At 38.3% G+C, this 14,724-nt stretch carries 14 protein-coding genes and 1 pseudogene; 5 read left to right on the top strand and 10 right to left on the bottom strand.

All coding sequences use genetic code 11. The features are described from left to right. Positions 1-91: 91 nt before the first annotated feature. The gene (locus LO754_RS03995; RefSeq protein ID WP_024362189.1) at positions 92-277 is read left to right on the top strand and encodes a DUF5325 family protein; all 186 of its coding nucleotides are present in this window, start codon (positions 92-94) and stop codon (positions 275-277) included. A 152-nt stretch (positions 278-429) separates the two neighbouring features. Here the strand turns inward: LO754_RS03995 and LO754_RS03990 are convergent, their stop codons facing one another. Together LO754_RS03990 and LO754_RS03985 are read right to left on the bottom strand one after the other, a co-directional pair. Further along, on the bottom strand, positions 430-1,623 hold the full coding sequence (locus tag LO754_RS03990) for a M20 metallopeptidase family protein (protein ID WP_024362190.1): 1,194 nt from the start codon (positions 1,621-1,623) through the stop codon (positions 430-432). A 12-nt stretch (positions 1,624-1,635) separates the two neighbouring features. Then, the gene (locus LO754_RS03985) at positions 1,636-3,162 is read right to left on the bottom strand and encodes an AbgT family transporter (protein WP_024362191.1); all 1,527 of its coding nucleotides are present in this window, start codon (positions 3,160-3,162) and stop codon (positions 1,636-1,638) included. A gap of 146 nt (positions 3,163-3,308) precedes the next feature. Here LO754_RS03985 and LO754_RS03980 point away from each other — a divergent pair, with 146 nt between their 5' ends. After that, complete coding sequence (locus LO754_RS03980) at positions 3,309-4,607, top strand: hypothetical protein (protein ID WP_231785660.1); 1,299 nt, start codon at positions 3,309-3,311, stop codon at positions 4,605-4,607. 52 nt (positions 4,608-4,659) lie between these two features. Here the strand turns inward: LO754_RS03980 and LO754_RS03975 are convergent, their stop codons facing one another. After that, positions 4,660-5,457: an inositol monophosphatase family protein gene (locus tag LO754_RS03975; RefSeq protein WP_024362193.1), complete on the bottom strand. Its 798-nt coding sequence runs from the start codon at positions 5,455-5,457 to the stop codon at positions 4,660-4,662. A 334-nt stretch (positions 5,458-5,791) separates the two neighbouring features. Further along, positions 5,792-5,989 (bottom strand): hypothetical protein, encoded by a 198-nt coding sequence (locus LO754_RS03970; RefSeq protein ID WP_024362194.1) that lies wholly within the window; start codon positions 5,987-5,989, stop codon positions 5,792-5,794. Positions 5,990-6,111: 122 nt separating this feature from the next. On the opposite strand from LO754_RS03970, the gene LO754_RS03965 reads away from it, so the two are divergent. After that, a complete protein-coding gene (locus LO754_RS03965) occupies positions 6,112-6,738 on the top strand; it encodes a YktB family protein (protein ID WP_024362195.1) in 627 nt (208 codons plus the stop codon). Positions 6,739-7,248: 510 nt separating this feature from the next. On the opposite strand, the gene LO754_RS03960 is transcribed toward LO754_RS03965, so the two are convergent. Continuing rightward, the gene (locus LO754_RS03960; protein WP_024362196.1) at positions 7,249-7,536 is read right to left on the bottom strand and encodes a UPF0223 family protein; all 288 of its coding nucleotides are present in this window, start codon (positions 7,534-7,536) and stop codon (positions 7,249-7,251) included. 21 nt (positions 7,537-7,557) lie between these two features. Beyond that, positions 7,558-8,517, bottom strand: coding sequence for an NAD(P)H-dependent flavin oxidoreductase (locus LO754_RS03955; RefSeq protein ID WP_231785659.1), 960 nt, complete (start codon positions 8,515-8,517; stop codon positions 7,558-7,560). A gap of 146 nt (positions 8,518-8,663) precedes the next feature. Here LO754_RS03955 and LO754_RS03950 point away from each other — a divergent pair, with 146 nt between their 5' ends. Continuing rightward, positions 8,664-10,133 carry an aminotransferase class I/II-fold pyridoxal phosphate-dependent enzyme gene (locus tag LO754_RS03950; protein ID WP_024362198.1) on the top strand — a complete coding sequence of 490 codons (1,470 nt, stop codon included), beginning with the start codon at positions 8,664-8,666 and terminating at the stop codon, positions 10,131-10,133. 272 nt (positions 10,134-10,405) lie between these two features. Continuing rightward, complete coding sequence (locus LO754_RS03945) at positions 10,406-11,002, top strand: class I SAM-dependent methyltransferase (RefSeq protein ID WP_024362199.1); 597 nt, start codon at positions 10,406-10,408, stop codon at positions 11,000-11,002. 68 nt (positions 11,003-11,070) lie between these two features. Here the strand turns inward: LO754_RS03945 and LO754_RS03940 are convergent. From LO754_RS03940 to lpdA, 4 genes and pseudogenes are all read right to left on the bottom strand, one after another. Next, positions 11,071-11,746 (bottom strand): annotated as a pseudogene (locus LO754_RS03940) (LrgB family protein). Then, complete coding sequence (locus LO754_RS03935; RefSeq protein WP_038509463.1) at positions 11,739-12,182, bottom strand: CidA/LrgA family protein; 444 nt, start codon at positions 12,180-12,182, stop codon at positions 11,739-11,741. Before LO754_RS03935 ends, LO754_RS03940 begins: the two are co-directional and overlap by 8 nt. 217 nt (positions 12,183-12,399) lie before the next feature. Further along, on the bottom strand, positions 12,400-13,182 hold the full coding sequence (locus tag LO754_RS03930) for an SDR family oxidoreductase (protein WP_231785658.1): 783 nt from the start codon (positions 13,180-13,182) through the stop codon (positions 12,400-12,402). A 121-nt stretch (positions 13,183-13,303) separates the two neighbouring features. Further along, a complete protein-coding gene (gene lpdA, locus LO754_RS03925) occupies positions 13,304-14,719 on the bottom strand; it encodes a dihydrolipoyl dehydrogenase (protein WP_024362203.1) in 1,416 nt (471 codons plus the stop codon). Positions 14,720-14,724: the final 5 nt, after the last annotated feature.

Raw genomic sequence — 14,724 nt, 5'->3', positions numbered from 1 at the left:
CAAGAAGGATGTAAATGTCCTTATTAGAATTTCTATCATTCTAAAAAAATATTTTTAATCACAAATTTACTATAAATTAGGGGGCTCGGTTATGAATCGTGGAAAAATCGTAATGGCCATTTATGCACTAGCAGCTGTGCTAGCAATGTGTTCTATCGGGTATTCAGTAGCAGCAAGTAATATTTGGGGAGTAATAGCAGGTATTGTAGCTACTTGTGTCATTTTTATGACAGCTTTTAAAATGAAGCGTAAACTTCGCGAACAAGGCTTACTTTAATGTTAGTATTTGCACTCTAACTACCTATATGTGTCTAAAAAGAGGCATTGTCCATAATAGACAACGCCTCTTTTTGGCTATATTTCACAACATATTTGTTTAATGTTTAGCTACTATCTCCTCAGCCTGCAAGCAAACAAGTGATGCTTTCATTAATAGTCTTTTGCCAAATAATCTAACGTTGCTTGACCTAAAACATTGGCGGCAATCCGCAATGAACGTTCATCAATATCGAATTTTGGATGATGGTGTGGATACACTTCTTGCCATGCTGGATTTTTTGCCCCAGTAAAGAAAAATGCCCCTGGTATTTCCTCTAAATAGTACGCAAAATCCTCACCACCCATCGTAGGGTCAACAAATTCAACCGCTTCGACATCTGCTACTTTTCTTGCTGACGCCATCACATGCTCTGTTTCTGCCGCATGATTCACCACTGGTGGGTAACCACGACGAAACTCATATTCATAGTCCGCTTTTGTTAAATAACAGGTTGCCTTTAATAGCTCTTCAATTTCACGCTCCAGTAAATCGCGCTCCTCCTCATGGAAGGTCCGGACAGTCCCCTTCATATAGACTTGGTCTGCAATGACATTAAAAGGGTTTAACGCCTCAATATGACCAACTGATACTACCGCAGGACGCAATGGATTAATACGACGTGCTACAAGTTGTTGTAAATTTGTAATAAATTGCGCTGCCAGCAAGATGGAATCCTTCGTATCGCTTGGATTTGAGCCATGACCACCCTTTCCTTTAATCTTAATGTAAATGCCATCAGCCGCAGCCATAAATGGTCCAATTGCTGTTTGCACCTTACCAAGTTCTGTTGGTGCCCATAAATGTGTGCCAAATATTACATCGACACCTTCTAAACAGCCATCAGCAATCATTGATTTCGCTCCACCTGGTGCAAGCTCCTCTGCATGTTGATGAATAAAGACAATTGTCCCCGCTAAGTTTTCTTTCATTTGATTTAATGCCTTCGCCAAAATTAATAATGAAGCTGTATGTCCATCATGACCACATGCATGCATGCGCCCTTTTATTTTTGATTGGAATGGAAGACCTGTTTCTTCTGTAATAGCTAAAGCATCAAAGTCTGCACGTAATGCCACTGTTTTCCCTGCCTTAGCACCAACTAACTTCGCTACAACACCGTTACCCCCAACACCTTCACGTACTTCATGCCCTAAAGCACGATGAAATGCAGCAATCGTTTTCGGTGTTTCAATTTCTTCAAAGGAAAGCTCGGGATTTTCATGAAAATGACGACGAAGTTGAATCATTTCCTCTTCATATCGTTTTAATAAATCAACTAACTGCTCTTGCTGTAATACTGCCATTAGTAACACCCCTTATTTTAAGTATATATAATCTCCAGGTCCTAGTGGTAAACCAAGTAGGAACCAAATGGCGAACAGTATAATCCAACCGATTGCAAAGAACACAGAGAATGGTAGTAACGCGGAAATTAGTGTCCCCATCCCGATATTTTTATCGTAGCGTTTGGCAAACGATAGCAAAATAGCAAAATACGGTAGCATTGGTGTAATTGGATTGGTAATAGAGTCTCCTACTCGATAGGCCATTTGCGTAACAGCAGGAGAATAGCCTAAGTAAAGGAACATTGGAACGAAAATTGGCGCAAGTAAAGCCCACTTCGCAGAAGCGCTGGCGATAAGTAAATTAACGAAAGCACATATTAAAACAAATCCTATCATCATTGGTAAACCTGTAAAATTTAACGCTTGTAAAAGTTCCGCTCCTTTAATGGCTAAAATAGCACCGATATTACTCCAGTTAAAAAAGGCAATCATTTGTGAAGCGGCAAATGCTAAAACAATAAATGGAGCCATATCCGCAATCGATTTAAAAATTTTCTCAGCCACTTCCTTGTCATTTTTCACTTCTTTTGCCGCAATGCCATAGGCAAGACCTGGTAAAAGGAAGAAGAATAACATAATCGGCACAATACCTGACATAAATGGTGAATTTAAAAAGCCCCCTGTTTCCGGATCACGTAAAAGACCGTTAGACGGAATGACCGTAAATGCAATAACTGCACTATAAATGACTGTCACCAGTCCTGCCCATCGTAAACCACGCTTTTCTAAAGCAGTTAGCGGTTCTAACATTTCAACCTTGCCTTCAAACTTACCAAAGCGAGGCTCAGTAAACTTTTTGGCAACCCACGTACCAATCCCAATTAGTAAAAATGTCGAAGCAATTAAAAAATAATAGTTCATCGTTGCTCGACCTGTGTAGCCAGAATCTGCAATCTGTGCTGATGATTCCGTAATTCCCAATAACAATACATCAAGTGAACTAATTAAAATATTGGCACTAAAGCCTCCAGCTACTGCGGCATATGTAATAATTAAACCTGCTAGTGGGTTTCGACCAATGCTCATAAAAATCATCGCTGCAATTGGCGGTAAAATAATGAACGCTGCATCGGCAGCTAGATTCCCCACTAAACCTGTGAAAATAATAAATGGCACGATTAATTTTGTCGGAGCTGACAGCACTAGCTTTTTCATTACGGCAGATATAAGCCCTGTTTGCTCGGCTAAACCAATACCAATCATTGTCACAATCACTAATCCCAAAGGAGCGAAGCCTGTAAATGTTGATACCATTTGCGTTAATATTAAAATAAGACCTTCTTGACTTAGCAGATTTTTTACTTGAATAACATCTTCAGTGCCTGGTTGAACTGCTGAAACACCAAACATCGATAATATCCATGATAAAACAAGCACAATACCTGCTAAAATAATAAATAGCGTGATGGGGTCTGGTAGTTTATTACCCGCCTTTTCAATGCTATCTAGCATTCTATCAATCCAAGATTTTTTTACTGTGTCTAAATTTTTTTGCATAAGCCCCTCTCCTTCTCTGTGTTATTCGACTTGTGCTATTCATCTTAATCCTCATTTAAGACATTGATAGCATGTGTCCTTAATACAAAGAAACCATATTTTTAGAATATTTTCAATATTTAATTTATAGTTAAGGAGCTTACTCTATGTATAAAATTAATGTTTTCACCGCTAAACTATCTCTCTCATGGGTAACGCAACTAGAGAAAATCAAGCCATCTTTTTGCCATTTCCATTACCATCCCTACACAGATTTTGAGCATTTAAATGCGCTGCTAAAGCAACATTTACTAGCTGGAGATGGTGCACTTTTTAGCGGGCAAATCCCATACTTTTTTTCGCAAACTTATTTTCCAAACACGGCTATCCCCATGCTCTATTTTGATATTTCAGAGCGAGATTTTTACCGTGTCTTAACAGAGTTATTTTATGACAATACAATTGCTATGAATCGGATTGCCATTGATTTTTGTTATGAAGAGAATGAATACCTCGGCATTCATGAATGGTCAATCGGTAGACAGCCCTATCTATTTAGTCAAACAATGAACGAGTTCGCAAGCAACGATATTGTTGAGAAGGCTGCTAATTGGCATATTCAGTTACATCGCGACAATAAAGTAGATTTAAGCTTTACGCGCATTGCAGAAATGCGCGAGCGATTGGCACAGCTAAATATACCGTTTATCGCGTTTCACCCATCACTCCATGCTATGCAATTAACATTGGATCAGTTGGTCAATCAGCTTCAGCTTCGACAACTTGAGCAAAATAAAGTAGTCGTTGTCCATATTTTAATTCCGATTGATAAATCCAATATCGATGAATTGGAATATCGACAAATTGCTTTATATAAAGCCATTTTAGATTTTAAGCAACGCTATGCAAGCACCTTTATCGTGCATCGCGAAGCTTCTTATATGGCCCTTATTACAACCTATCAGCAATTTTTAATCACAACCGATGATTATAGCCATTGTCAACTTGTAGATTTTTTAGATGATACATTACAATTTCCTGTAAAAATAGGTTGGGGTATCGGTAACTCTTTAACTGAAAGTCAGAAATACGCAAAAAGGGCTGCTACGCTCTGCTCTTCCAAGGAAACGCAAGGCTATATTATTGAACATGAAAAAGAAATTGGTCCATTGCTAAACGGGACTTTATTGCAGTTTGATAACGAAAAACAACAGCTCTTACAAAAATTAAGCGTTACCCATGATCTTCCTTTATTACAATTGCAAAAAATCGAGGCTGTTATCGAAAGATTAGCAACAACTATCGTCAATGGCGAACTGCTAAGCAAGCATTTAGGCATTACTGTACGTTCTGCAAACCGCATTTTAAAACAACTGCATGAAAAAAATTTAGCTGTTGAATTACCTAGCACTACTTCCACCACTCGAGGACGTCCGAAAAAATACTATCAGCTCGATTTAAATTAGCGCATACAAAAAACTGTTTAGGAATCAACAGTCCTAAACAGTTTTTTAAAAGTTATACATCATAAGGCACAATATATTTTTCTAATAATTCATGATGAATAGAAGGATTTGCAATAATAAAAGTATCTTGATGTAGTAAATCTACAGTTCGTCCATGTAAATTGGTTGCAATAGCCCCAACTTCATTTGCAATAATTGTTCCGCCGGCAATGTCCCATGGGGATAGCCGCATCGATACATAAGCATCTAATTTTCCACTAACAACAAAGGCAATTTCCATTGCTGCAGAGCCATAAGAACGCGTACCTCGAACTTTACGAATTAGGTCAATGACTTTTTCATGATGTATATGGCGATTGGGTGCAACCCAATGTGCATTAATGCCAATAACAGACTCTTCAATGGTCACTGGTTGTAACTTACGTAACGGTGACGCATTATACCAAGCACCCTGTCCAGCAATTGCATAAAATAAATCTTCGCGCATTACATCATATATGTAACCAAGTTTCCCTATACCATCAATAAATATTCCAATTGAAATCATAAAGTGGCGATGTTGCTTTACAAAATTCATCGTTCCATCAATCGGGTCGATAATCCATACAACGCCATCTAATGACTCCACTTTCTCCCCCATACCCTCTTCGCCTATAATATGATGGGTAGGATCAAAAGATTTAATTTTTTCTATAAAAAACAATTCTGTTTCACGGTCTATATTTGTAACAAGGTCATTCGCATTCGATTTTGTCTCGATCACTAAATTATACGAAAAGGCATTACGAATACGGTTTCCCGCTTCAACAATAATACTTTTTGCAAATTGATCGATCTGCTTTAAATCCATAAAAACCCACCCCTCGAATATAGAAAACATTTACGCTCGTCCACACACAACTTGCTTATCTGTGGTATTCAAGCAATAAAACTACCGTAGCTACACACTTTAAACGTACTCTAGTTCTAGACAGTAAAATGGCCTACACACTCTCCACAATAAGAGTGAGCATCATGTACAATGTGACCCTTTAAGAGCTTTGCATGTGTAGCGTCAAATGAAGAAAGATGAAAACTCCATTATCTAACAATGGTATATTGTCTATTTTACCCTTTATAACAACAAAAATCACCTGCTGTCGGAATATTCAGCAAGTGATTTTCATATGGGGGTTAATTTTTTTTTACGCATAGGCGTGCAAACTTTCCAGCTCCATCTGTATTTCAGCTAGACGCTTTTTACTTTTTGCGATTGCACCTTCGTCTTTCTCATTCATCGCTAAGAAGAGTGAGGCTAGCTCATAATCTAATTCTAATTGTAAAATGCGTTCATATTGCTTTTCAATGTCAACTTTACGTATAATTTTTACGACTTGTTTCATAAAAGTCACGTCCCTTTTTTATTTTTTTCAAAACCTTATACGATTCGCTAAAGTTCTTGTTATAAGATTTTTTCCCATTTTTTTAATAAAATAAACCTTATAATCGAAAGGAGTTATTAAAAATGCCTACACTAAAATGGACTAATAAAGATTTTAATGTGTTTCAAATAAATGGTTTAGAACAAAGAATGGATGCCTTAAATTCTTGTGTACGACCAAAGTTCAATAAACTAGGAGAGAACTTCTCTGCTTTCTTTTCCAGTCATCTTGGAGAAGAATTTTACCCCCATGTTGCTAAACACGCCCGCAGAACGGTAAATCCACCAAATGATAGTTGGGTTGCCTTTGCTCCTTATAAAAGAGGCTATAAAGCATTGCCTCACTTTCAGATTGGTCTTTGGAGCACACATTTATTCATCGTCTTTGCTATTATTTATGAAGCACCGCAAAAAAATTTAATGGCACAACGTTTACTAGCCAACAAACCCTTGCTACAACAGCTTCCGAATGATTTTATTGTTTCTGGGGATCATATGTCACCAGAGGCAATTTCCATCGAAGACGCGAAAGAAGAAAAACTAGATGAATTGCTTATCCGTCTACGTGATGTTAAAAAAGGGGAATTTTTAGTTGGCCGTCATATTCCACGAGAAGACGCGATAAAATTGTCTGTTAGTCAATTCCAACAATTAGTAGAGGAAACATTCACTGCATTACTTCCAATTTATAAAATTATTCAAGAAAAATAAAATGGCTATTCATTTTTGAAAATGTGGCATAAAAATCTTACAAGAAATTTATAAGGTTTAACAATTTTGGACGAGGTATTTATCCATTAACCGTTTCTGTAAATTGTAAGCTAAAGGACTGAAGCACTTTCTTTTGAGGTTGTTGAGGATTTTGCACAGCAAGAATTATCAATCACTTGTTGTGGCTAAAGTTTTTTCTATAGCCTTGAGTTATGTCAGTGTATATTATTGGAAAATCCAAAATCTGTGAACATTTTTAAAAAAATTGATATTGCTGTAGTTTATGCAGACAACTATAAATTAACACCATAATGCTAGTGAATTCTTAAGAAGAATTATTATTTTAACATATCATTATAAATAGTAAGCTAGCAAAATCCGCTTTGCTTTCAACGGGCACAAATATTCACAATCCATTATGTACATCTGTCCAGAAGGCAGGGCGGGTTTGTTTTTTTATAAAAAAAGCATGCTAGAGTATTCCCTAGCACACTATTTCCAAGCCAATGTTTAACGTCTTTGCTTTGGTACAACTTTGATTATCGTACCATCAACCGCTTCTTTTGCTTGCTTCACTACTGGATAGCTAACATATCCACTAGCATCTTCGAATTCACGGAAAATGGTTTTTTCCTCTGCTTGTGAAGGCACAATTTCTTTAAATCGACGATATTTTGCCAGCATCACTTCACGTTTAATGCCCTTTTCATACGCAAGTTCAATGCCTTCAAAAAATTTTACAACATCGACAATTTCTTCTGTTGACCAATCAATTGAAAACGGATAAGAATATTCCATTTGAACGTAACCACCTTTACATTAGTGTCCCCATTTTACCCGGATACTTTCCGCTTCTGCAACCATTCTTGTAATTAGCTCGTCCACTGTTGGGATATCATGGATCATGCCCGTCACTTGTCCTGCCCAACCAATGCCAGCATCCTTTTCTCCATCGTAAATAAAACGTTTATTGGCACTGCCACTAATATAGTCTTTTAAAGCCTCATAAGTAGGCGTTTCACGCTCTATTTCTAAAATTTTTGCTGTGAAGTCACTCCGTAACGCGCGTGCAGGCGCCCCAATAGAGCGTTTAATCACCGTTGTATCTGCCTCAGAACTCGCGAGTAATGCGTCTTTATAGGCTTGTGAGGCATCCACACATTCCTTCGTCGCAATAAAGCGTGTGCCCATTTCAATGCCCTCTGCACCAAGTGCATGTGCGGCAATCCAACCCCGACCATCGCCAATGCCACCAGACGCAATCACAGGAATTTTTACACTATCGACCACTTGAGGTACGAGCACCATTGTCCCAACGTCATCACGCCCAAGATGGCCACCACCTTCTTGTCCAACAACCATCACTGCATCTGCCCCTAGTTCTTCAGCTTTCTGAGCCTGTCTACGGGCTGCAACAAGCACTAGCTTTTTAATGCCTGTTCCTGCAAGTAAATCAAAAATCGGTGCGGGATTACCGCCTGTCATTGTGACAACAGGTACATTTTCTTCAACAGCAACTCGCACCATATCTTCATAGCCTGTGCCATGCATTCCAATGGCAAAATTTACACCAAACGGCTTATCTGTTAATGTTCTTAGTTTTTGTATCTCTACACGCAATAAGTCTGGATCGCGTAAACTCATCGCCGTTATTTGCCCTAAACCGCCAGCATTTGACACAGCTGCTGCTAAATCAGCATATGCTAAATAGGCTAATCCCCCCTGGATTATTGGATATTTAATCTTTAATAGTTCGGTAATACGTGTCTCCCATTTCATCGAATCTCTCCTTTCGTTCCATACTATCTTCTCGTAATCACAAAAAAATCCTTTTATTTTTTTAATTAAAGTCTATTTTTTCATGTCGTTAGGTGCTATAATTCATTTGTTTTCTTAGATATTATAAAAGTGAGGTGGTACCTGCGTTGTCACAATTAGAGACTCCATTGTTCGACGTATTACTAAAACATCGGAACAGACATCCAATTCAGTTCCATATTCCAGGCCATAAGAAAGGGCACGGTATGGATCCTGCTTTCCGAGAATTCGTCGGCGACAACGTTTTATCAATTGATTTAATCAACATTGCTCCACTAGACGATTTACATTCACCAAAAGGTGCTATCAAGGATGCGCAAGCACTGGCAGCAGAAGCCTTTGGTGCTGATCATACATTCTTTTCCGTTCAAGGTACTAGTGGCGCCATTATGACGATGATACTGACCGTCGTCGGTCCAGGTGATAAAATTCTAGTACCACGGAATGTTCATAAATCCATTATGTCAGCGATTGTTTTCGCTGGTGCAATTCCTATTTTTATTCATCCTGAAGTAGATAGTGAATATGGCATTTCTCATGGTATTTCGGCGGAAGCTGTAGAAAAGGCTTTAAATGCTTATCCGGACGCCAAGGCTGTCCTTGTTATTAATCCAACTTATTACGGCTTCTCTGCGGATTTAAAACGCATTGTCGAAATTGTCCATCGCCGTAATATTCCAGTCGTTGTCGATGAAGCACATGGCGTGCACATTAAATTCCATGACGAGCTACCATACTCAGCAATGGAAGCAGGCGCGGATATGGCTGCAACAAGCGTACATAAGCTTGGAGGCTCCATGACGCAAACTTCAATTTTAAACGTACGTGAAGGACTAGTTTCAGCTAAGCGCGTACAAGCAGTCTTTTCTATGCTGACAACAACATCAACATCCTACCCATTACTTGCATCGCTCGACACAGCTCGTCGTCAGCTTGCAATTCATGGCTATGATTTAATTGGGGATGCACTACGTTTAGCAAAAGATGCGCGTAAACGCATTAACCAAATTCCACATTTAAAATGTGCAGGTAAGGAAAAGCTTCACTCGTCCGCAACATACGATATGGACCCACTAAAACTGTTAATTAGTGTAAAAGATTTAGGCATATCAGGGCACCAAGCTGAGGAATGGCTTCGTCACAATGCAAATATTGAAGTAGAGTTATCGGACTTATACAATATTTTATGTTTAGTGACATTAGCAGATACGAAAAAAGAAATTAATCTTCTCATCAATGCTTTAAGCCGTATGTCAAAAGCTTTTGATTCAGAAGCTGCTGTTACTGAAACAGTTGTCAATGTACCTGAAATTCCAGCACTTGCAATGTCACCTCGTGATGCTTTTTATGCAGATACAGAAGTAGTCCCTCTTGCAGAAGCAGACAATTGTATTTGCGCTGAATTTATTATGGTCTACCCACCTGGAATACCTATTTTTATTCCCGGGGAAATAATTACACAAGAAAATATTCGTTATATTCAAATGAATATTGAAGCTGGTTTACCAGTTCAAGGACCCGAAGATACAACATTACAAACAATTCGTGTTATTAAAGAACGCAGAGCAATTATTTAAAAAACAAAGCTACCTCTTCATTTTAGAAGGGGTAGCTTTTTATAGTTGAATCTTACAGTTGTAAGCATTCTTACATAAAATACCTTTATTTTACAAACCTAAAATCCCCATTCTTTTTCTATCCCTATATTTACAGTCTTTCATTCTATTAGTTAAATTCTATTGCATTGCTTTCATCAAATTGAAAAAGATTGTATTAATAATTGTATAAAGCAAAAAAATAGCTTATGTGCTGTCCTTTACTTACAATATTTATAAAGGGAGTGTATTGTATGAATACATGGGATGAACGATTTAACACAATTGAATACGTCTATGGCGAACAGCCAAATGCGTTTATAGAAAACTATGTAGAATTTTTAGAGGGGTATGTTAATGTTGCTGCATATGCTGAAGGAGAAGGTAGAAATGCCGTTTATTTAGCTTCTAAAGGGCATGTGGTAACGGCTTTTGATTATGCAAAAAGCGGTCTTGAAAAAACAGCACAGTTAGCAAAAAAGCATGGCGTTACTGTCAACACACAACTGCAAGATTTACTGCAAGATGAACTACCAGTAGAAACATTTGACGCTGCCGTGATGGTATTTGGTCATTTTCCCGCAGAACAGCAACATGCCGTTTTTCAACGCATCGTCAATTCGGTTAAACCCGGCGGTCGTATTATGATGGAATTATATTCCACGTCTCAATTATCCTATGCAACAGGCGGTCCACAAAATATTAATTTCCTATATAATCCAGCATCGGTGCTTACGTGGTGTCAGCCCTATAAAATTATTCATTTCTTTACCGGTGAACAAATACGCCATGAAGGTACTCTACACACAGGGCTTGCACATACCATTCAATTAATCATTGAAAAAAGTTAACTATGCTTGTGTCAAGCGAAAATGCTAGCACCCTTTACAAGCCCATTATGCCTTGTAAAGGGCTTTCTTTATAAAAATAGATAGACAAAGAGTGGACAGAGAAAAGCTCCTATAATGGCTGTTAACCCCATAGAAAGCGAACCAACCGATAATTCTTGCTCACCATACTCTCTTAGTTTTACAAGCCCAACACCGTGCGAGGCACTTCCTACTGCTACACCTCTACTGACAGCAGAATCAATCTTTCCATATTTCAATACGAATGACAATAATAGCGCCAACAAAACCTGCAATCATAACAAAAACCGCCGTTAAAGGAGGAATTCCGCCAATTGTTTCACTTACCTGCATGCCAACAGGCGTTGTTAAAGATTTAGGTAACGCCGTCAGCATCCAACTTTCTTTAACACCGATCCATTTGAGCATAACAAAAATGGTTACTAATCCAGTTATCATCGCTAATATGATACCGGATAAAATAGAAACTTTATATTTCATAATGATGGCTCTCTGATTATAAAGCGGGTAGGCAAGTGCAACAACAGCTGGCCCCAACATTTTTTGTAGCCATTCTCCTCCTACCATATAGGTTGAATATGGAATATTAAAAACAAGTAAGATAGCTGCACTGACAATAGTTGTCGTCACTAATGGAATTATTAATGGATGGGGAAACCGTTGATACAGCTTTGTAAATAATATAAACAGTCCAATTGTACCAAGTACAACAATAAGTTCAATCAACAAATAATTCTCCCTTCCCCTCTTCAATAGTTACTGCTTGTTCTTTCTTCGCTACTTCTCTTTTTTCAATCAGTTGGGTGAGTATTCCCGTTACATAAATAGCTATTAATGTACTAGCAATAACCGCCAAAATAATCAGCAGACCCGTTGTTGACATCAGTTCTGGATAATCAATAATACCAACAGTTGCTGGAATAAAGAACAATGTTAAAACGCCAATTAAAAAGCCAGCACCATCTTGAATGTATTCTACTTTCATTAGTTTAAAATTGAGTAAAAGTGCCAATAACAGTAAGCCAATTACACTTCCTGGAAGCGGAATGTGTAAGTAAGACACAATGCCCACACCGATGTAATAAAAAATATTAAGTATGCCAATTTGGACAATAATACGAACAACTCGCATCAATATCATAGTAAAATTTTCGTTCATCATTTCGCCACCGTTCCCCCCTGTTACGCTTATTCTACAACTGAAGGAATTTTCTGTCTATTACAATTTTAGAAAAATAATAGAAAAAAGAGTCAACCCAAACACGAATGAGTTGCTCCTTTGTGTACAAAATCCGCTTAACTGCGCAATTTTTCTATATTTACGCTATTGCAATAATTTAAATAAAAAGTACTAAATATAACGACATACTTGTCGCTCCCTATAAGGCGTGCCCAGAACCACCGTCAATATTTACAGCTGTCCCTGTTACATAGCTTGCTGCATCTGACACTAAGAAAGTAATGACATTAGCTGCTTCTTGCGTTTCCCCTACACGACCTAGCGGAATAGATTGACCAGCTTTACGAGAGTAGTCATCCCACGAAAGCTCTTGTGCTTCTTTTTTCCATAACTTCTCAATTTGATCACTTCGAATTAAACCAATACACACTGAATTCACACGAATATTATCTTTTCCTAAATCTTTGCTCATGGCCTTCGTTAAAGCGAGTCCAGCTGCTCGACTAACAGTAGTAGGAAGTGAACTTGCAGGAGGCGTTTTAGCCATTACTGCCGTCACATTAACAATCGCACCGCCGCCTACCTTTCGCATATAAGGCACAGCATATTTAGAGCAATTGATAGCACCAAACACTTTTAAATCGATATCAGCTTGCCACACTTCACTGCTGACCGTTTCAAACGGATTAGCTGACGCTGTGCCTGCGTTATTAATCACAATATCTACGCGTCCATAATGCTCCACAGTACGTTCTATAAGCCTCTTACAGTCTTTTTCCTTCGTAATATCCGTCGGTACAATTAAGACTTCCTCGCCCGTTTCATTCTTAATGCATCCAGCGGTCACCTGTAGCTGTTTTTCACCACGTGCACTAATTACTACCTTTGCACCTTCTTTTACTAGCTGCATCGCCGTATAATAACCAATCCCTTTACTTGAACCAGTAATAATTGCTACTTTTCCCTTTAAGCCTAATTCCATTTCGCCCCACCTCTATGTTTTCAAATAGTTATTTACTAGTTTTACTGTATCAAAGTTAGTAAAATTATACAAAAAAACGACTATAAAGCGAACATGCTTTATAGTCGTTTTATATGTTCAATTATTTTTTCGCTACAATATGGATTGGGTTGCCTAGTAATACTTCAGCAGCTTCCATTGTAATTTCACCTAATGTTGGGTGAGCATGAATTGTTAACGCGATATCTTCAGCAGTCATACCGCCTTCGATTGCTAAGCCCATTTCAGCGATCATATCAGATGCACCAGCACCTACGATTTGAGCACCAATTAATAAGCCATCTTCTTTACGCGCAACTAGTTTCACGAAACCTTCTGTTTGGTTTAATGCAAGCGCACGGCCATTTGCTGCGAATGGGAATTTCGCTGCAGTATATTCAATACCTTCAGCTTTTGCTTGATCTTCGTTATAACCAACTGTTGCCATTTCTGGATCAGTGAAGCATACAGCAGGAACAGCTAGATAATCTACGATTGATTTCTCGCCAGCGATTGCTTCAGCAGCCACTTTACCTTCATACGAAGCTTTGTGTGCAAGCTGAGGACCTGCTACGATATCACCAATTGCATAGATGTTTGGAATGTTTGTACGGCATTGTTTGTCAACTTTAATAAGGCCACGTTCACCGAATTCAATGCCAACACCTTCAAGACCCATTTCATCTGTATTTGGACGACGACCTACAGTTACTAATACATAATCAGCTTCAACTTTTTTCTCTTCTCCGCCAACTTCATACGTAACAACTACGCCGTTTTCTGTTTCTTCAACGCCTTTAGCAGATGCGTTTACTTCAATTTCAACGCCTTTCTTTTTAAGGCCTTTTTTCACGATTTGTGTCATTTGTTTTTCGAAACCAGCAAGAATATCTTTGCCACCTTCGATAATTGTTACTTGTGAACCTAGGTTTGCATAAGCTGAGCCTAGCTCTGTTCCAATGTAACCTCCACCGATTACAACTAATTTACTAGGTACTTCTTGTAAAGAAAGTGCGCCAGTAGAGTTTAGTACACGCTCAGAGAATTTAAACGTTGGAATTTCAACTGGACGAGAACCTGTTGCAATAATAACATTGTTAAATGTATATGTTTGAGCAGATTCACCATTGATGATACGCACTGAATGAGCGTCAACGAAATACGCTTCACCTTGTACAATTTCAACTTTATTTCCTTTAAGTAAGCCTTCAACACCGCCAGTTAATTTCTTAACAACACTGTCTTTAAAAGCTTGCGCTTTTGAAAAGTCTAATTTCACATCAGAAGCGATGATACCCATGTCATCTGAATGTTTAGCATGCTCAAAGCGGTGACCCACTGAAATTAATGCTTTTGATGGAATACAACCTACGTTTAAGCACACACCACCAAGTACATTTTTTTCAACGATTGTTACTTTTTGGCCAGTTTGAGCTGCACGAATTGCTGCTACATATCCTCCAGGACCTGAACCAATGACAAGAGTATCTGTTTCGATTGGGAAATCTCCTACTACCATTTTTG

Source organism: Lysinibacillus sp. GJ-1, from assembly GCF_021166035.1.
Taxonomy (GTDB): Bacteria; Bacillota; Bacilli; order Bacillales_A; family Planococcaceae; genus Lysinibacillus; species Lysinibacillus sphaericus.
Note: the sequence above shows the minus strand (reverse complement) of the source record. Positions and strands in the feature narration are given on the sequence as shown.

Coding starts and splice junctions, on each gene's coding strand:
- LO754_RS03995 (WP_024362189.1), top strand. CDS start 92: ATGAATCGTGGAAAAATCGTAATGGCCATTTATGCACTAGCAGCTGTG.
- LO754_RS03990 (WP_024362190.1), bottom strand. CDS start 1,623: ATGGCAGTATTACAGCAAGAGCAGTTAGTTGATTTATTAAAACGATAT.
- LO754_RS03985 (WP_024362191.1), bottom strand. CDS start 3,162: ATGCAAAAAAATTTAGACACAGTAAAAAAATCTTGGATTGATAGAATG.
- LO754_RS03980 (WP_231785660.1), top strand. CDS start 3,309: ATGTATAAAATTAATGTTTTCACCGCTAAACTATCTCTCTCATGGGTA.
- LO754_RS03975 (WP_024362193.1), bottom strand. CDS start 5,457: ATGGATTTAAAGCAGATCGATCAATTTGCAAAAAGTATTATTGTTGAA.
- LO754_RS03970 (WP_024362194.1), bottom strand. CDS start 5,989: ATGAAACAAGTCGTAAAAATTATACGTAAAGTTGACATTGAAAAGCAA.
- LO754_RS03965 (WP_024362195.1), top strand. CDS start 6,112: ATGCCTACACTAAAATGGACTAATAAAGATTTTAATGTGTTTCAAATA.
- LO754_RS03960 (WP_024362196.1), bottom strand. CDS start 7,536: ATGGAATATTCTTATCCGTTTTCAATTGATTGGTCAACAGAAGAAATT.
- LO754_RS03955 (WP_231785659.1), bottom strand. CDS start 8,517: ATGAAATGGGAGACACGTATTACCGAACTATTAAAGATTAAATATCCA.
- LO754_RS03945 (WP_024362199.1), top strand. CDS start 10,406: ATGAATACATGGGATGAACGATTTAACACAATTGAATACGTCTATGGC.
- LO754_RS03935 (WP_038509463.1), bottom strand. CDS start 12,182: ATGATGAACGAAAATTTTACTATGATATTGATGCGAGTTGTTCGTATT.
- LO754_RS03930 (WP_231785658.1), bottom strand. CDS start 13,182: ATGGAATTAGGCTTAAAGGGAAAAGTAGCAATTATTACTGGTTCAAGT.
- lpdA (WP_024362203.1), bottom strand. CDS start 14,719: ATGGTAGTAGGAGATTTCCCAATCGAAACAGATACTCTTGTCATTGGT.